Here is an 18116-nt window from a genome sequence, read left to right as displayed (position 1 = left end):
GCAGGCTTCCGCATGAGGGAACAAGCGGAGCAGGAGCAGAAATTTTTAACCGACTTTACCAAGTAGGTCTTGGCCCTAATCCTGGGGGCAGGTCAGAGCAGCCGCAGCGGAGCGACGGCAAAAACGCGCGGCAATGGGTCGAACAGGATGCGGGCGGAAGACGCCCAAGGAAGGGTCTGCGGAGGGGTAACGGGGGCGTGAAGCTACATCGGACGGGCTCGGCGGATTGAATGGGGCGGACATTATGCCACAGAAGCGCCGCACCCGCCGGACGCGTCGGCCGGGCGCGCCCTTTTCCCACGGCAGGCGCCGAGCGATCGACTCGCCCGCGCGACAAAAAAGGCCGCCCTCTCCGGCGGCCTTTCGTTCGGCGATCGCGACAATCAGGCGAGCTTGGCCAACTGCCCTTTCAGCTTCCCGAGCTTGTCCGACAGCTCGGCCAACTGCGCCTTGTCGCGTTCGACCAGGTGCGCCGGCGCCTTGTCGACGTAGCCGGGTTTCTCGAGCTTGGCGGTCAGCTTGACGAGGTCGCCCTCGACCTTGCCGATCTCTTTCGTCAGCCGCGCGGTTTCGGCGGCCTTGTCGACCTCGACCTTCAGCATCATGCGCGCTTCGCCGCTGATGGCGACCGGCGCGTCGTCTTCCGGCAGCTTCTCGACGATGGTGGCGTCGGACAGGCGGCACAGCAGCTTCAGGTAGGGCAGGAAGACTTCAAGGTTGGCCGAGCCCTCGACGAACAGCGGCGCCTTGACGGCCGGGCCGAGGCCCATTTCGCCGCGCAGGTTGCGCACCGCGTTGACCATGTCCTTGAACGCGTCCATGCGCGCGTTGGCATCAAGGTCGATCTTCTCGGGCTGGGCGACGGGCCAGGCGGCGACCATGATCGAGTCGGTCTTTTTGGCGCCGGCCAGCGGCGCGACGGTCTGCCACAGCTCTTCGGTGATGAAGGGCATGATCGGGTGGATCAGGCGCAGCGCGACTTCGAGCACGCGCACCAGCGTGCGGCGGGTGGCGCGCTGCTGGGCTTCGTTGCCGGACTGCATCTGCACCTTCGCCAGTTCCACGTACCAGTCGCAGTATTCGTTCCAGACGAACTCGTAGATCAGCTGCGCGGCGAGGTCGAAGCGGTAGGTGTCGAGCGCGTTGGTGATGTCGGCCTCGACCTGCTGCAGGCGGCCGATGATCCACTTGTCGACGAAGGAGTAGTCGAGCGGCAGCGATTCGTCGAGGCCGCAGTCCTTGCCCTCGACGTTCATCATCACGAAGCGGGTGGCGTTCCACAGCTTGTTGCAGAAGTTGCGGTAGCCTTCGGCGCGCTTGAAGTCGAAGTTGACCGAGCGGCCGAGGCTGGCGTAGCTGGCCATGGTGAAGCGCAGCGCGTCGGTGCCGTAGGCCGGGATGCCTTCCGGGAACAGCTTTTCGGTGGCCTTGGCGATCTGCGGCGCCTTTTCCGGGCGGCGCAGGCCGGTGGTGCGCTTTTCGACCAGGCGCTGCAGGTCGATGCCGTCGATCAGGTCCACCGGGTCGATCACGTTACCCTCGGACTTCGACATCTTCTTGCCTTCGTGGTCGCGCACGATGCCGTGGATGTAGACGTCGCGGAACGGCACCTTGCCGAGGAAGTGGGTGGTCATCATGATCATCCGGGCGACCCAGAAGAAGATGATCTCGTAGCCGGTGACGAGCACGCTCGACGGCACGAAGGCGCGCAACTCGGCGGTATCGTTCGGCCAACCCAGCGTGCTGAACGGCACCAGCGCCGAGCTGAACCAGGTGTCGAGCACGTCGTCGTCGCGGCGCAGCGTCTTGCCCGGCGCTTTCGCCTGCACTTCTTCGAGGCTTCGGCCGACGTAGACCTTGCCGTCCTCGTCGTACCAGGCCGGGATCTGGTGACCCCACCACAGCTGGCGGCTGATGCACCAGTCCTGGATGTTGTTCATCCACTGGTTATAGGTGTTGACCCAGTTTTCCGGGATGAAGCGCACCTGGCCCGATTCGACCGCGTCGATCGCCTTCTGCGTGATGCTCTTGCCGGTCTCGTCGCCGTCGGCAACGCGGCTCATCGCGACGAACCACTGGTCGGTCAGCAGCGGCTCGATCACCGAGCCGGTGCGGTCGCCGCGCGGCACCATCAGCTTGTGCGGCTTGACCTCGACGAGGTAGCCCTGCGCCTCGAGGTCGGCGACCAGCGCCTTGCGCGCCTCGGCCGTGCTCTTGCCGGCGTAAGCAGCCGGCAGGTCGATCGAACCCTTGGCGGCGCCGTCGAAGCCGAACACCTGCGCGCGCGGCAGGATGGTCGCGTCGAGCGCCATCACGTTGATCAGGTCGGTGTCGTGGCGCTTGCCGACCTGGTAGTCGTTGAAGTCGTGCGCCGGCGTGATCTTGACGAAGCCGGTGCCGAAGGCGGCGTCGACGTAGTCGTCGGCGATCACCGGGATCTGGCGGCCGGTCAGCGGCAGCTCGACCAGTTTGCCGACCAGGTGCTGGTAGCGCTCGTCGTTCGGATTGACCGCGACGGCGACGTCGCCCAGCAGCGTCTCCGGACGGGTGGTGGCGACCACGACCGCGTCATCGCTGCCGACGACCGGGTAGCGGATGTGCCACATCTTGCCGTCTTCCTCGACCGATTCGACTTCGAGGTCGGACACGGCGGTGCCGAGTTTCGGGTCCCAGTTGACGAGGCGCTTGCCGCGGTAGATCAGGCCCTGCTCGTACAGGCGCACGAACACCTCGGAGACGACCTCGGCGCGCGCCTCGTCCATCGTGAAGTACTCGCGGCTCCAGTCGACCGAGCAGCCGACGCGGCGCATCTGGCTGGTGATGGTGCCGCCGGAGACGTTCTTCCACTCCCAGACCTTGTCGATGAAGGCATCGCGGCCGAGGTCGTGGCGGCTCACGCCCTGCTCGGCCAACTGGCGCTCGACGACGATCTGCGTCGCGATGCCGGCGTGGTCGGTGCCCGGGATCCAGACGGTGTTGTCGCCCTTCATCCGGTAGTAGCGGGTCAGGCCGTCCATGATGGTCTGGTTGAAGGCGTGACCCATGTGCAGCGTGCCGGTCACGTTCGGCGGCGGCAGCTGGATGGCGAACGAGGGTTTCGTCGTGTCCATGCTCGGCTTGAAGTAGCCGGCTTGTTCCCATTGGTCGTACCAGCGACGTTCGATGTCGCCCGGCTCAAAGCTCTTGGCAAGTTCCATATGCGCTCGTGGAAAGGGGCTGATTTCGGGGAAAAATGGGTCAATTATATACGCTCGCGCCGCGCGCGTCCGCGCCCCGAGGCGCCGCGGATCGGCGCGGGCGGGCTCAGCCCGCACCGAGCTCGTCCAGCAAGGCCCGCATGCGCCGCCAGTGCGAGCCCTCCCAGTAGACGCGCCGGCAGGCGGCGCACTCGAGCAGGCGCGCCGCCCCCGCGCGCACGTCGTCCGGCACCCGGCCGACCGCCGCGCCGGGCTCGATGTCGCGCAATTCGCCGTTGCAGACCATGCAGCGGGTGAACGGCCGCGCGAGCCGCGCCAGGTCGAGCCGCGCGAACAGCTCGCGCAGCTGCGCGTCGGGTTTCAGCGCGTGGACGTAGCAGCCGTGCGTGATCGCGCGCCGCTTGAGCAGTTCGCGGTCGCGGCTGAGCACGACGCGCCGCCCGGCGACCGCCAGCGCCGCGATTTCGTCGTCGCCGACATGGTTGTCGTACAGCGTGTCGAAGCCGGCCATGCGCAGCTTGGCGGCCAGGCCGCCCAGGTGGGCGTCGGCGACGAAGCGCGGCGCGCGCAGCGGTCGCGCGCGCAGGCGCAGCAGCGGCGTGACGTCGAAGGACTCGAACATCGGGTAGACGGCGACGCGCTCGCCGCCCAGCAAGCGGCGGGCAAAGTCGACCGACTCGCCGTCGACCAGGATCAGCTCGACCTCGGTGTGCGGCACGCCGAGCGCCTCGATCGCGTGCTTGACGCTCTCGCCGCGCGCGACCGGCTGCTCGAAGTCGCGCTTGCGGCGCCCGGCGGGCAGGAAGTCGTTCAACTCCTCGTAGAAGCGGAAGGTGACGGTAGCCATGGACGCAGTATCGCACCGGGCAAGCAAAAGGTTGGCCGAGGTCTTCGCTCGCGGCGCTCGGCCAACCCTGGCCGCGCTCAGGCGGCGCGGTCGAGCAGCGCGTCCAGCCAGCGCGTCGGCAGCAGCCGCTTCAAATACCAGAACACCCTGGTCGGCGTGGTGACGCGGTAGCGCGCCGCCGGGCGGCGGGCGGACAGCGCGCGGCGCGCGGCGTCGCACACCGCCGAGGCCGGCAGTGTGAACGGCGCGGCGTGACCTTCCTTCTTCAGCCGCGCGAGCTGCTTGCGGTAACTGTCGCGGTGCACGCTGGCTTCGACGTCGATGTATTCGAGGAACTTGGCGAGCGCGTTCGGGCGGAAACGGCTCTCTATCGGTCCCGGCTCGATCAGCGACACGTGGATGCCGCTGCCGGCCAGCTCGAGCCGCAGGGTATCGCACAGGCCCTCCATCGCGTACTTGCTCGCGTTGTAGGCGCCGCGCCATTTCATCGCGGCAAAACCGAGGATGGAGCTGTTGAACAGGATGCGGCCGTGACCCTGCGCGCGCATCGCCGGCAGCACGCGGCGCGTCAGCTCCCAGGCGCCGAACAGATTGGTCTCGAACTGCGCGCGCAGCGCGTCGCGCGGCAGGTCCTCGGCGGCGCCGGGCTGGCCGTAGCCCGCGTTGTTGAACAGCGCGTCGAGCGTGCCGCCGGTGGCGGCGAACACCGCCGCGAGCGCCGCGGCGATGCTGTCGCTGTCGTCGACGTCGAGCCTGACCGCCTCGAAACCGGCCTCGGCCAAGCTTGCGACGTCTTCGGCTTTGCGCGCGCTGGCGAACACGCGCCAGCCGTCGGCCCTGAGGCCCTCGGCGGTGGACAGGCCGATGCCGCTTGAGCAGCCGGTGATCAGGATGGTTTTTTCTTTCATGGCGTGAACCCGGTTACATTCTGTTGCGTCATAATGATCGGCTCGTTTTTTCGCATTCCCCCAACCGCAATAAGGAGAAGCCTGCATCATGCAGCCCGCGTTGCCGTCCATCGGCTCCCCGTTTTTCTACGGCGTCTTCTTCGCCGCCGTGCTCGCGATGATCGCCATCGACATCGTCGCGCTCAACAAGAAAGGCTCGCACAAGGTCGGCGTGAAGGAAGCGCTCGGCTGGTCCATCGTGTGGGTCTGCGTCTCGGTCGCCTTCGCCGGCTGGCTGTGGTGGACGCTGGCCGGCGACCCGGCCTACGGTCGCGAAATCGCCAACGAGAAGACGCTCGAGTTCTTCACCGGCTACGTGATCGAGAAATCGCTGGCGGTGGACAACATCTTCGTGTTCCTGATGATTTTCGCCTATTTCAAAGTGCCGCCGGAATACCAGCGTCGTGTGCTGCTGTACGGCGTGTTCGGCGCCATCGTGCTGCGCGCGATCATGGTCGGCATCGGCGCGGTGCTGGTGCGCGAATTCTCGTGGGTGCTGTACGTGTTCGGCGCCTTCCTGGTGTTCACCGGCCTGAAAATGATGCTGCCGGAGAAGGACGAGGCGGCCGACCTCGCCGACAACCCGGTCCTGAAGTTCCTGCGCGGCCACCTGCGCATGACGAACGAGTTTCACGGCGAGAAGTTCTTCGTGATCCGCGACGGCGTGCGCTACGCGACGCCGATGTTCCTCGTGCTGATGATGATCGAGTTCTCCGACGTGGTGTTCGCCGTCGACAGCATTCCGGCGATCTTCGCCATCACCACCGACCCGTTCATCGTGCTGACATCGAACATCTTCGCCATCCTCGGCCTGCGCGCGATGTACTTCCTGCTGGCCGACATCGCCGACCGCTTCCACTACCTGAAGTACGGTCTGGCGGTGGTGCTGACCTTCATCGGCGTGAAGATGCTGATCGTCAAGGTCTTCCACATCCCGGTGCTGATCTCGCTCGGCGTGGTGTTCGCGGTGATCGCGATCTCGGTGATCGCCTCGCTGTTCTACCCGAAGCCGCCGCTGGACGAAGCCAAGGCCGAACGCTAAACCCCTCCGCCCCGCGCTGGCAGGCGCGGGGCGAAATCGCCTAAAATGCCTGCCGATTCCCGCAATACGATCTCCCAAGGAAACAGCATGGCCAAATCGGCAAAGTCACCGGCAAGCTTCGAGGCGGCGCTTGCCCAGCTGGAGGACATCATCCAGGCCATGGAAAGCGGCGACATTCCGCTGGAGGCCGCGCTGGCCTCCTACAAGCAGGGCGTCGAGCTGATCAAGTTCTGCCAGGGCAAGCTGGCCGACGCCGAACAGCAGCTCAAGATCCTCGAAAACGACGAACTCAAACCGCTGGAGCTGCCAGATGGCCAATGACACCGCCTTCGTCGGCTGGATGAGCCGCGTCCAGCAGGACATGGAAGCCGCGCTGGCGGGCCTGCTGCCCGACCCGGCCGTCGCGCCGCAGCGCCTTCACGAGGCGATGCGCTACGCGGTGCTCGAAGGCGGCAAGCGCGTGCGTCCGCTCCTGGTGTTCGCCGCCGGCGAGCTGGTCGGCGCCAGCGCGGCCAACCTCGCGCGCGTCGCCGCCGCGGTCGAGCTGATCCACGCCTACTCGCTGGCGCACGACGACCTGCCGTGCATGGACGACGACGTGCTGCGCCGCGGCAAGCCGACCTGCCACGTCGCCTACGACGAGGCGACCGCGCTTTTGGTCGGCGACGCGCTGCAGACGCTCGCCTTCGACCTGTTGGCCACGCCGTTGGCCGGCGTCGACGCCGCCGCGCAGCTGGCGATGGTCAAGACGCTCGCGCACGCCTCGGGCCACGCCGGCATGGCCGGCGGCCAGGCGATCGACCTGGCCAGCGTCGGCCGCGAGCTGAGCCTGCCCGAGCTGGAATTCATGCACCTTCTGAAGACCGGCGCGCTGATCCGCGCGTCGGTGCTGCTGGGCGCGCTCGCCGGCCAGCCGCTGTCGGACGCCGAGACCGAACGGCTCGACCACTTCGCCAAACGCATCGGCCTGGCGTTCCAGGTGGTCGACGACGTGCTCGACGTCGAGGTCGATACCGCGACGCTCGGCAAGACCGCCGGCAAGGACGCCGCCAACAACAAGCCCACCTACGTGAGCCTGATGGGGCTCGCCGAGGCCAAACAATTCGCCCGCGAGCTGCGCGACGACGCCTTCGACGCCCTGTCGGGCTTCGGCGCCGGCGCCGAGCGCCTGAAGGCGCTGGCCGACTACATCGTCGCCCGCTCGTTCTGACTGACGACCCATGACCACCCCGCTTCTCGACACCATCCACAGCCCCGCCGACCTGCGCATGCTGGACCGCGCCCAGCTGCCGCAGCTGGCGCGCGAACTGCGCGAATTCCTGGTCGAATCGGTCAGCAAGACCGGCGGCCACTTCGCGTCCAACCTCGGCAGCATCGAACTGACGGTCGCGCTGCACTACGTGTTCAACACGCCGGACGACCGCCTGGTATGGGACGTCGGCCACCAGACCTACCCGCACAAGATCCTGACCGGCCGCAAGGGTCGCATGGGCACGATGCGCCAGAAGGGCGGCCTAGCCGGCTTTCCGAAGCGCGAGGAGTCCGAGTACGACACCTTCGGCGTCGGCCATTCGTCGACCTCGATCGGCGCGGCGCTCGGCATGGCGGTCGCCGCGAAGGCGCAGGGCATCCGCCGCCACGCAGTCGCCATCATCGGCGACGGCGCGATGACCGCCGGCCAGGCCTTCGAGGCGCTGAACAACGCCGGCGCGATGGACACCGACCTGCTGGTGGTTCTCAACGACAACGACATGTCGATCTCGCCCAACGTCGGCGCGCTGAACAACTACCTGGCCAAGATCCTGTCCGGTCGCTTCTACTCGGCGGTCAAGACCGGCTCGAACAAGGTGCTCGGCATCGTGCCGCCGATGCGCGAGATCGCCAGCAAGATGGAAGAGCATGTCAAGGGCCTGTTCACGCCCGGCACGCTGTTCGAGGAATTCGGCTTCAACTACATCGGCCCGATCGACGGCCACGACCTCGACGCGCTGGTGACGACGCTGTCCAACATCCGCACGCTCAAGGGCCCGCAGTTCCTGCACGTGGTGACCAAGAAGGGCCAGGGCTACAAGTTGGCCGAGAACGACCCGGTCGCCTACCACGGCGTCTCGAAGTTCGACCCGGCCAACGGCCTCGCCGGCGGCAAGGGCGGCAAGCCCAGCTACACGCAGATCTTCTCCGACTGGCTGTGCGACATGGCCCATGAAGACCGGCGCCTGGTCGGCATCACGCCGGCGATGCGCGAGGGTTCGGGCCTGGTGCGCTTCGAGAAGGAATACCCGGACCGCTACTTCGACGTCGGCATCGCCGAGCAGCACGCGGTGACCTTCGCCGCCGGCCTCGCCTGCGACGGCATGAAGCCGGTGGTGGCGATCTATTCGACCTTCCTGCAGCGCGGCTACGACCAGTTGATCCACGACGTCGCGATCCAGAAGCTGCCGGTGCTGTTCGCGATCGACCGCGCCGGCCTGGTCGGCGCCGACGGCCCGACCCACGCCGGCGCCTTCGACCTCAGCTACCTGCGCTGCATCCCGAACATGGTCGTGATGGCGCCGTCAGACGAGAACGAGTGCCGCCAGATGCTGTACACCGCGTTCAAGATCGACGGCCCGACCGCGGTGCGCTACCCGCGCGGCAGCGGCCCGGGGGTGGTGCCCGAGCAGGCCATGACCGCACTGCCGCTCGGCCGCGGCCTCGTGCGCCGCGAGGGCAGCAAGGTCGCCATCCTCGCCTTCGGCAGCATGGTCGCGCCGGCGCTCGTCGCGGGCGCAGAACTGAACGCCACCGTGGTCGACATGCGCTTCGTCAAGCCGCTCGACGAGGAACTGGTCGCCCGCCTCGCGCAAAGCCACGAACTGATCGTCACCGTCGAGGAAAACGTCGTGATGGGCGGCGCCGGCAGCGCCTGTCTGGAGGCGCTGTCGGCGCGCGGCATCGCGGTCCGGACGCTGCTGCTCGGCCTGCCCGACGAGAACGTCGAGCACGGCGACCCGGCCGGCATGCTGTCCGACTGCGGTCTCGACGCGCCCGGCATCCTCGCGCGCATCCGCGCGCGCCTGGCGTCCTGATGGACCCGGCAGCGCTGGCGGACGCGCTCGCCCTCGACGGCAGCCCGTTCGCCGCGTTGCCGGCCTTTCTGACCAGCCTCGCGATCGGCCTGTTGATCGGCGTCGAGCGCGAGCGCAAACCGCAGACCATCGCCGGCATCCGCACCTTCGCGCTGACCAGCCTGCTGGGCACGCTGTGCGCGATGCTCGACGCGCCGGGCGCCGGCTACGCGACGCCGGTCGGCCTGGCCGCCGTCGCGCTGATGGCGCTGTTCGCGCGCGCGCCGGCCGAACCGCCGGCCGAGCCGCGCACCACCACCGTCGTCGCGCTCCTGATCGCCTACGGCCTCGGCGCCCTCGTCTGGCGCGGCGCCGCCGAACTCGCCGTCGCCGGCGCCATCGTCACCACCGCCCTGCTCTACCTCAAGCCCGAGCTGACCGGCTTTTCGCACCGGCTCAGCCGGCGCGATCTTTTGTCGCTGCTGCAGTTCGCCGCGCTGACCTTCATCGCGCTGCCGCTCTTGCCCGACCGCGCGATGGGCCCGGCGCTCGCCTTCAACCCCTACCGCATCTGGCTGATGGTGGTGCTGATCGTCGGCATCAACCTCGCCGGCTACCTCGCGGTACGACTGATGGGCGAGCGCGTCAACGGCCCGCTGCTCGGCGTTCTGGGCGGGCTGGTGTCGTCGACCGCGACCAGCGCGGTCTACGCGCGCGCCGCGCGCAAGCGGCCCGAGACGCTGCCGCTGGCCGCGAGCATCATCCTCTCGGCCAACCTGACGCTGTTCGCGCGACTGACGCTGCTCGCCGCGCTGGTCGAGCCGACCGCGCTGCCCGCCGTCGCCGGGCTTTTGCTGCCGGCGCTGCTGCTGGGCACGCTGACCCTGCTGCCGCGCCGCGGCGCAAAAGGCAACGGCGCGCGCCCCGAGCTGGCGCTGGCTAACCCCACCGAACTGAGGATGGCGCTCGGTTTCGCGGCGCTGTACGCGGCGGTCGGCTTCCTCATCGCCTGGCTCGGCCAACGTTACGGTCACGCCGGCGTCTACGCGGTCGCGTTGCTATCCGGCGTCAACGACGTCGACGCGATCTCGTTGTCGCTCTACGCGCTGTTCGGCGACGGCCGGCTCGCGGTCGACGTCTTGCGGGTCGGCGTCGCGCTGGCGGTCGTGTCCAACAGCGCGTTCAAGCTCGGCCTGATCGCCAGCCTCGGCGGGCGGCCGCTGCTGACCGCCTGCCTGCCGACCTTCGCCGCGACGCTCGTCGGCCTCGCCGCCTCGCTCGCCTGGCCGGGCGCGGGCTGAGGGTCGGCCCCGACAGGCAAACCCGACTGCTTTGCTCGGGTATTCAGCCTTGGTATAATGGTGCGTCATCAATGGAGACCCCTTCCGGCATGAACGCTCTGACCATCCCCGACGTGCAAAGCTCGCACGACAGCCGCAACCTCCCGATCAACAAGGTCGGCATCAAGGCGATCCGCCATCCGGTCCGCCTGGCCGAGCGCGAAGGCGGCGTTCAGCACTCGATCGCGACCTTCGACATGTACGTGCACCTGCCCGCGCACTTCAAGGGCACGCACATGTCGCGCTTCGTCGAGATCCTGAACGCGCAGGAGAAGGAAATCTCGGTCTCCTCGTTCGAATCCATCGTGCGCGCGATGGTCGAGCGTCTCGAGGCCGAGTCCGGCTACATCGAGATGCGCTTCGACTACTTCGTCAACAAGACCGCGCCGGTGTCGGGCGTGCAAAGCCTGCTCGACTACCAGGTCACCTACATCGGCGAGATCAGCGATGGCGAGTATCGCTTCACGATGAAGGTGCTGGTGCCGGTCACCAGCCTGTGCCCGTGTTCGAAGAAGATCTCGCAGTACGGCGCGCACAACCAGCGCTCGCACGTCACCGTCACCGCGCGCACCGCGTCGCACGTGTGGATCGAGGAGCTGATCGAAATGGTCGAGCAGGAAGCCTCGTGCGAGCTCTACGGCCTCTTGAAGCGCCCCGACGAGAAGTACGTCACCGAGCGCGCCTACGAGAACCCGAAGTTCGTCGAGGACATGGTGCGCGACGTCGCCGGCCGCCTGAACGCCGACGCGCGCGTGCTGGCCTTCGTCGTCGAGTCGGAGAACTTCGAATCGATCCACAACCACTCGGCCTACGCGCTGATCGAGCAGGACAAGACCGCGCGCTGAGCGCCGGCGTCCACGAAAAAAGCGGCCCGCGGGCCGCTTTTTGTCGTCTCGCCGCACCGGGACGCGCCTCAGACCGGCGACATCGCCGTCAGCGCCGACTCGATACGCTCGGCGGTGACGAGCGGTCGTTCGAGCGGGAACAGATGGGTGCCCTCGACGCAGAACACCGACATGCCGAAATGGCGCCGCATGAAGGCGAGGTCCGACTCGCGCACCACGTGGGTGCGGCTGCCGACCAGGTAGGACGCCGGCACCTTGAGCCGGCCGCGGTAGCGGTGGTAGTTGTGCGGCAGGCCGCGGAAGATGCGGTACTCGACCTCGGGCTCGAAACGCAGCCGGCGCACGCCGCCCGTATCGACGGTGCCGAACTCGGCGTAGTCGGCGAGGCACTGGGGGTCGAGCTCGGCGAACAGCCGGCGGGTCGCGAAGTAGTCGCGTGCCGCCTCGACGCTCGGCCACTCGGCGCGGCGGCGGCGCGTCTGCGCGGCCGGCGTCACCTTGTCTATCATGCCGAAGCGCTTGGCCATCCACAGGCCGCGCGCGCGCCACGGACCGAACAGCGGCGAATCGAGGATCACCAGCGACCTGAACAGCTCGGGCCGCTTGAGCGCGGCGAACAGCACCAGCAGGCCGCCGAGCGAGTGGCCGACGCCGATCACCGGCTCAGGGTAGCTCTTTTCGATGTAGTGCAACGTCTCGTCGACCAGGTGCGGCCAGCAGTCGGTGACCGGGTAGCGGCTGTCGTGGCCGACGGCCTCCAGGTAGCCGACGGCGTAGCGCTCGGACAGCCGCTCGAGCAGCTTGCGGTAGACCGGCGCCGGAAAGCCGTTGGCGTGGGCGAAGTGCAGATGGGGTTTGTTCATGGCGGGAACGCTTCGGTATCCTTGACGACCTGCCGCTACTATAAACCAAATTAAAACGATCGTTTGACAGAATTTGCGCGGCGCGCGCGCGAAACTTCGCCGCGACGCGCCGGTCAAGCCTGCATCGCCGACTCTCGAGCCAACATGACCGCCCTCCTTTCCATCCTGACGCGCCGCCTCGCCCTGCTGCTGGCGCTCGCCTGCCTGCTGCCGGCGCCGGCGCGCGCGGCCGTCGACGCCGACGAGCTGCTGCCGCCCGAAAAGGCCTTCCCGATCACCGCCGTGCGCGACGGCGACACGGTGAAGGTCACGGTCGGCGTCAGCCCCGGCTACTACCTGTACCGCGACCGCAGCCGCTTCGAGAGCGCGCCGCCCGGCCTGCTGGCCGGCGCGCCGCGCTTTCCCGAAGGCAAGGAAAAACAGGACCCCTTCTTCGGCAAGCAGGTGGTCTACACCCGGACGGCCGAGTTCGTGCTGCCGCTCGCGCCCGGCGCGCCCGAACGCTTCGCGCTGACGGTGACGGTGCAAGGCTGCGCCGAGGTCGGCGTCTGCTACCCGCCGTACACGAGCACGCTGACGGTCGGCGGCAAGGGCGGCGTGCTCGACTGGCTCGGCGGCACCGGCACCGCGACGCCGCCGCCCGCCAACGCCCCGCCCACCCTCCTCGGCGACGGCGGCCGGCTGCTCACGCTCGGCGCCTTCTGGCTCGCCGGCCTCGGCATGGCCTTCACCGCCTGCATGTACCCGCTGCTGCCCATCCTGTCGTCGCTGATCGCCGGCCAGGGCCAGGCGCTGACGCGCCGCCGCGGCCTCGCGCTCGCCTTCGCCTACGTGCAGGGCATGGCGCTCAGTTACACCGCGGTCGGCGTGCTCGCCGGCCTCACCGGCAGCCTCTTGACCGTCTGGCTGCAGCAGCCCGCCGTCGTGCTGAGCGCCGCCGGGCTGATGGTGGCGCTCGCGCTGTCCATGTTCGGACTGTTCAACCTGCAACTGCCGTCCGCGCTGCAGACGAGGTTGGCCGAGCGCTCCAACCGCCTGCCCGGCGGCCGTTTCGTGACGGTGTTCCTGATGGGGGTGCTGTCGGCGCTCATCGTCGGCCCCTGCGTCGCGCCGCCCTTGGCGCTGGCGCTCGGCTACATCGGTCGCACCGGCGACGCGCTCCTGGGCGGCGCGACGCTGTACGCGATGGCGCTGGGGCTGGGCACGCCGCTTTTGCTGCTGGGCGCTTTCGGCGGCGAGGTGCTGCCGCGCGCCGGCGCGTGGATGAAGGGCGTCAAGGCCGCGTTCGGCGTCGTGATGCTCGGCGTGGCGCTGTGGATGGCCACGCCCTTCCTGCCGGGGATGGCGGTAATGCTGGGCTGGGCCGCGCTCGCGATCGGCAGCGCGGTGTTCCTGCGCGCCTTCGACGCGCTGCCGAGCAACGCCGGCGCGCCGCAGCGGCTGCTCAAGGCGCTCGGCCTCGTGCTGTTCCTCGTCGGCGCAGCGCAGCTGGTCGGCGCGCTCAGCGGCCGCCACGAGCCGGGCACGCCGCTCAAGGGCCTGTTCGGCGCCGAGGCGCGCGCCGTCGAGGCGCTGCCCTTCCAGCCCATCGACGACGTCGCGGCGCTCGACGCGGCGCTCGCGGCCAGCGCCGGCAAGCCGGTACTGCTCGACTTCTACGCCGACTGGTGCGTCGCCTGCAAGGAGCTCGAGGCCGGCACCTTCACCGACCCGGCGGTCGCCGCCGCGATGCGCCGCTACACGCTGCTGCGCGCCGACGTCACCGCCAACAAGGCCGCGCACCAGGCGCTGATGAAGCGCTTCGGTCTGTTCGGTCCGCCCGGCCTGATCCTGTTCGACCCGCAAGGCCGCGAGGCCGACCGCGTGATCGGCTTCGTCGAGGCCGACGCCTTCCTGCCGCGGCTGACCACGCTGCTGGCGCGCTGAGGCTCACACCACAAGACCTTGGCCGAGCCATACCAGCGGCTCGGCCAAGGTCTTGCTGCGTCCCTGTCCCGCTACACCACCCGCTCGACCGCCAGCGCGACGGCCTCGCCGCCGCCTATGCACAGCGATGCGACGCCGCGGCGCAAGCCGCGCTCTTCGAGCGCGGCCAGCAGCGTGACCACGATGCGCGCGCCCGACGCGCCGATCGGATGGCCGAGCGCGCACGAGCCGCCGCGCACGTTGACCTTCTCGTGCGGCAGCTTCAGCTCGCGCATCGCCGCCAGCACCACCACCGCGAAGGCCTCGTTGATCTCGAACAGGTCGACGTCGTCGACCGTCCAGCCCAGCCGCGTCAACAGCCGGTCGATCGCGCCGACCGGGGCCGTGGTGAACCAGGCCGGCTCCTGCGCCCAGGCCGCGTGGCCGACGATGCGCGCCAGCGGGGTCGCACCGAGCCGCTCGGCCTCGGACAAGGGCGCCAGCGCCAGCGCGGCGGCGCCGTCGGCGAGCGAACTCGAGTTCGCGGCGGTGACCGTGCCGCCGGCGACGAAGGCCGGCGCAAGCGTCGCGACCTTGTCCGGACGCGCGCGCGCCGGCGGCTCGTCGGCGTCGACGACGATGTCGCCGACGCGGGCCGCCACCGTCAGCGGCACGATTTCGCCGGCGCCGCGCGCGGCCAGCACGCGCTCGAGCGAGGCGAGCGCGAAGGCGTCCTGCTCGCCGCGCGTGAAACCGTAATGGTGGGCGCAGCGCTCGGCGTACACGCCCATCGGCTCGCTTTCGTCGGCGTCCTCGAGCCCGTCGAGCATCATGTGGTCCTCGACGTTGGCCGAACCCATCCGCCAACCGCGCCGCGACCTGGGCAGCAGGTGCGGCGCGTTGCTCATGCTCTCCATGCCGCCGGCGAGGATGCGCCGTGCGCTGCCGGCGCGGATCATGTCGTAGCCGAGCATCACCGCCTTCAGGCCCGAACCGCACACCTTGTTGACCGTCGTCGCGCCGACCGCGTCCGCCAGCCCGGCGCCGCGCGCGGCCTGGCGCGCCGGCGCCTGGCCAAGCCCAGCCGGCAGCACGCAACCCATCAGCACCTCGTCGACCGCGTCGGCCTCGAAACGCGCGCGCGCGGCGGCGTCCCGGAGCGCCGCCGCACCCAGCTCGCAGGCCGACAAGCCGGACAGCACGCCGCAGAACGCGCCGATCGGCGTGCGGCGCGCGGACAGGATCATCACCGATTCGTTATGCATGGTCACCCCCCTTTCATTTCACTTTAGGCGGCGCCGGGCGAATGGAGTAAGCTTGGGAAAAATCCGACCAGGAGGCCGCATGCATCCGCAACCGGTTCAATTCTCGCGCCTGCACGGGCAACAGGGGCAGGCCGTCGCGCTGGCCTGCCTCAACCAGCCGGCCACGCTGAACGCGCTGACGCTCGCCATGGTCGAGCGGCTGGACGCGCAATTGGACGCCTGGGCCCGGGATCCCGAGGTCGCGCTGGTGGTGCTCTACGGCGCCGGCGGGAAGGCCTTCTGCGCCGGCGGCGACGTCCGCATGCTGCGCCAGCTCGCGCTCGACCCGGACCGCGAGCGCGCCGTCGCCGCGCTGACGCGCTTCTTCGCCGCCGAATACCGGCTCGATCACCGCATCCACCGCTACCCCAAGCCGCTGCTGGTCTGGGGCGGCGGCGTCGTGATGGGCGGCGGGCTCGGGCTGATGGCCGGCGCGAGCCACCGCGTCGTCACCGAGACGAGCCGGCTGGCGATGCCCGAGATCGACATCGGCCTCTACCCGGACGTCGGCGCCAGCCATTTCCTCAACCGGCTCGGCGCGCTCGGCCGCTTCATCGCGCTGACCGGCACGAGCCTGAACGCGGCGGATGCGCTGCACTGCCGGCTGGCCGACGTCGCGCTCGAAAACGACGCCTTTCCCGCCCTGCTCGAACGGCTGGCTGGCGCGCGCTGGCAGCACGACGCGGCGGCCGACCGGGCACGACTCGACACGCTGCTGACCGGGCTGGCCGCCGAGTCGCCGCCGACGCTGGCGCCGTCGGCGTTGGCCGAGCACGCCGCCGCCATCCTCGCGATCGCCGGGCACGCGACGCTGGACGACATGGCGGCGGCGCTGCACGCCTGCCACGGCGACGGCTGGCTCGCGCGCGCGCGCGAACGCTTCGCCGCCGGCTCGCCGAGCAGCCGCGCGCTGATCTGGCAGATCGGCGAACGCCTCAAGGACGCCGACCTGGCGGGAGCGCTGCGCGCCGAGCTCGCGCTGTCGGTCAACACCTGCCTCGCCCACGACTTCGCCGAGGGGGTGCGCGCCCAGCTCGTCGACAAGGACAAGCAGCCGCGCTGGCAGCCGGCGTCGCTGGACGCCGTCGACCCCCGCGAGATCGCCGCCCGTTTCGAGGCGCCATGGCGCGGCCCCCACCCGCTCGCGGACCTGCGCTGAGCCTCGGCCAAGGTCACGGGCCGGAAAGAGCAAAACCGCCCCAAAGGGCGGTTTTGCTCTTTCCGGTCGCAGGTTCAGCCCCCCTTGCCCGGCTGCACCGTATAGCCGCGCGCCTTGAGCGCCTTCTCGAACTCGGCGAGCGCGATCGCCGCGAGCGACGGCGGGCCGGTGAAGCCGAACTCGATCTGCATCGGCCGCTCCGCGGTCGCGAACGACGGCAGGCTCGAGAAGCGCAGCGCCGGGTAGCGCGCGACGAACTCCTGCATCAGGTCGATCAGGTCGCCCTCGCGCGCGTCGACGGCGACCAGCGTCAGGTCGACGTCGGGCGTGTCGGAAAACAGGTGCCGGTAACCGGCGTCGAGCACCGCCTCGATCATCGGCCACGCCATCGACGGAAAACCCGGCACGAAGTGGACATGGCCGCAACTGAAGCCGGGAATCTGGTTGACCGGATTGGCGATCAGCCGTGCGCCGGCCGGGAAGACGCCCATATTGATCCGGTGCGGGTAGGCTTCGTCGCCGAAACGACCCTCGATGATCGCGCGGGCCTCGGGGTGCAGCGCCAGCTCGACGCCGAGCGCGCGGGCCGCGCACGCGCGGGTGTGGTCGTCTGGCGTCGCGCCGATGCCGCCGAAGCTGAACACCAGATCGCCGCCCTGGAAAGCGCGCGCGAGCGCCGCTTCGATGCGGGCGGGCGAATCGCCCAGATACTCGACCCAGGCAAGCTTCATCCCCCGCGCCGCCAGGATGCGGATCAGAGCCTGCATATGCTTGTCCTGACGCTTGCCAGACAGCAGTTCGTCCCCGATGATCAGCGCCCCTACGTCCATCCTTGTCAGCTCCTTTGCAATATTCGGCCTGCTGTATAGTACAACATGCCGAGATATTCGCGTGCAAGGCTGTGCACCTCCTGCATCGCGCGCCCCTGCGGCAGCCACCACAACGCCGCCGGCCCTTCATAACGGATGAAACCGGTTGGCGCCGGCACGACCTCCAGGCCCTCGGCACGAAACGCGCCGGCTGCGCGGCGCAGATGCCAGGCTTGGCTGACCAGCGCGATGCGGCGGACACCCGCGCCGCGCAGGATGGTCGCGCTGAAACGGGCATTTTCCGCGGTGGTGCGCGAGGCCGACTCCCGCCAGCGCACACGACGGCCAAACTCGCGCTCCAGCGCACCCGCCATCAGCTCCGCCTCGGGCTCTCCGCCGCGCGGCGCGCCGCCCGTCACCAGCAACGGCTTGCCCGAGAGCCCTGCCAGCCACGCCGCGTAGCGCAGACGGGACAAAGTGTCGAGGTTGACCGTCTCGGCGCCGTACTCCGGGGCGTCGCGCTTGCCGCCGCCGAGCACCACGATGGCGTCGACCGACGCCAGCGCCTCGCGCAAAACCGGTGGGTCGCGCTCGAGCCCCTCGGCCAACCACATGGCCGCCCGCGGCGTCGACGACAGGTAGAGCCCGAGGATGGCCACGCCCACACAAAGCCGGCTCAGGCGCGGGCGCCGGAGGCGGCGCGCCAGCCACGCGCCCAGCAGCGGCCAGCCCCACAGGAGCGGCGGCAAGAACAAAGCCCCCGCGAGCTGGTTCGCCAGCACGAGGGGGCTGATGGTATCGCCGGACAAAC

General features: G+C 69.3%; 15 protein-coding genes. 8 read left to right on the top strand and 7 right to left on the bottom strand.

What is annotated here, in order from left to right; all coding sequences use genetic code 11:
* Positions 1-383: 383 nt before the first annotated feature.
* The 3 genes from EV683_RS04495 to EV683_RS04485 form a co-directional block, all read right to left on the bottom strand.
* The gene (locus EV683_RS04495) at positions 384-3197 is read right to left on the bottom strand and encodes a valine--tRNA ligase (protein ID WP_131861976.1); all 2814 of its coding nucleotides are present in this window, start codon (positions 3195-3197) and stop codon (positions 384-386) included.
* 106 nt (positions 3198-3303) lie between these two features.
* Positions 3304-4044, bottom strand: coding sequence for a Mut7-C RNAse domain-containing protein (locus tag EV683_RS04490; protein WP_131861975.1), 741 nt, complete (start codon positions 4042-4044; stop codon positions 3304-3306).
* 77 nt (positions 4045-4121) lie between these two features.
* Positions 4122-4952, bottom strand: a complete 831-nt coding sequence (locus tag EV683_RS04485; protein ID WP_131861974.1) for an SDR family oxidoreductase — start codon at positions 4950-4952, stop codon at positions 4122-4124.
* 88 nt (positions 4953-5040) lie between these two features.
* Here EV683_RS04485 and EV683_RS04480 point away from each other — a divergent pair, with 88 nt between their 5' ends.
* The 6 genes from EV683_RS04480 to folE2 all read left to right on the top strand — a co-directional run bounded on the left by EV683_RS04480 (position 5041) and on the right by folE2 (position 11265).
* Positions 5041-6033, top strand: coding sequence for a TerC family protein (locus EV683_RS04480; protein WP_066614027.1), 993 nt, complete (start codon positions 5041-5043; stop codon positions 6031-6033).
* A gap of 87 nt (positions 6034-6120) precedes the next feature.
* The gene (locus EV683_RS04475; protein ID WP_066614025.1) at positions 6121-6354 is read left to right on the top strand and encodes an exodeoxyribonuclease VII small subunit; all 234 of its coding nucleotides are present in this window, start codon (positions 6121-6123) and stop codon (positions 6352-6354) included.
* On the top strand, positions 6344-7243 hold the full coding sequence (locus EV683_RS04470) for a polyprenyl synthetase family protein (protein ID WP_131861973.1): 900 nt from the start codon (positions 6344-6346) through the stop codon (positions 7241-7243). Before EV683_RS04475 ends, EV683_RS04470 begins: the two co-directional genes overlap by 11 nt.
* 10 nt (positions 7244-7253) lie before the next feature.
* A complete protein-coding gene (dxs, locus tag EV683_RS04465) occupies positions 7254-9101 on the top strand; it encodes a 1-deoxy-D-xylulose-5-phosphate synthase (protein WP_131861972.1) in 1848 nt (615 codons plus the stop codon).
* Positions 9101-10381, top strand: a complete 1281-nt coding sequence (locus EV683_RS04460) for an MgtC/SapB family protein (RefSeq protein WP_131861971.1) — start codon at positions 9101-9103, stop codon at positions 10379-10381. The genes dxs and EV683_RS04460 overlap by 1 nt, the downstream gene beginning before the upstream one ends.
* A gap of 89 nt (positions 10382-10470) precedes the next feature.
* Positions 10471-11265 carry a GTP cyclohydrolase FolE2 gene (gene folE2, locus EV683_RS04455; RefSeq protein ID WP_066614014.1) on the top strand — a complete coding sequence of 265 codons (795 nt, stop codon included), beginning with the start codon at positions 10471-10473 and terminating at the stop codon, positions 11263-11265.
* Between the two features lie 68 nt (positions 11266-11333).
* Here folE2 and EV683_RS04450 read toward each other — a convergent pair whose 3' ends face one another.
* A complete protein-coding gene (locus tag EV683_RS04450; protein ID WP_131861970.1) occupies positions 11334-12128 on the bottom strand; it encodes an alpha/beta fold hydrolase in 795 nt (264 codons plus the stop codon).
* Positions 12129-12272: 144 nt separating this feature from the next.
* On the opposite strand from EV683_RS04450, the gene dsbD reads away from it, so the two are divergent.
* On the top strand, positions 12273-14054 hold the full coding sequence (gene dsbD, locus EV683_RS04445) for a protein-disulfide reductase DsbD (RefSeq protein ID WP_131861969.1): 1782 nt from the start codon (positions 12273-12275) through the stop codon (positions 14052-14054).
* A 71-nt stretch (positions 14055-14125) separates the two neighbouring features.
* Here dsbD and EV683_RS04440 read toward each other — a convergent pair whose 3' ends face one another.
* Positions 14126-15298, bottom strand: coding sequence for an acetyl-CoA C-acyltransferase (locus tag EV683_RS04440; protein ID WP_131861968.1), 1173 nt, complete (start codon positions 15296-15298; stop codon positions 14126-14128).
* A 79-nt stretch (positions 15299-15377) separates the two neighbouring features.
* Between EV683_RS04440 and EV683_RS04435 the strand changes: the two genes are divergently transcribed.
* Positions 15378-16496: an enoyl-CoA hydratase/isomerase family protein gene (locus tag EV683_RS04435; RefSeq protein WP_131861967.1), complete on the top strand. Its 1119-nt coding sequence runs from the start codon at positions 15378-15380 to the stop codon at positions 16494-16496.
* A 74-nt stretch (positions 16497-16570) separates the two neighbouring features.
* On the opposite strand, the gene EV683_RS04430 is transcribed toward EV683_RS04435, so the two are convergent.
* Both EV683_RS04430 and EV683_RS04425 read right to left on the bottom strand, forming a co-directional pair.
* Entirely contained in the window at positions 16571-17326 is a 756-nt protein-coding gene (locus EV683_RS04430) for a competence/damage-inducible protein A (RefSeq protein ID WP_131861966.1), read from the bottom strand.
* Positions 17327-17331: 5 nt separating this feature from the next.
* Positions 17332-18114, bottom strand: coding sequence for a YdcF family protein (locus EV683_RS04425; protein ID WP_131861965.1), 783 nt, complete (start codon positions 18112-18114; stop codon positions 17332-17334).
* Between the last annotated feature and the right edge of the window lie 2 nt (positions 18115-18116).

The organism is Crenobacter luteus (assembly GCF_004345725.1).
In the GTDB taxonomy this organism is placed as follows: Bacteria; Pseudomonadota; Gammaproteobacteria; order Burkholderiales; family Chromobacteriaceae; genus Crenobacter; species Crenobacter luteus.
The sequence above is the reverse complement of the archived record's forward strand: the minus strand, read 5'-3'. Positions and strand labels throughout refer to the sequence as shown.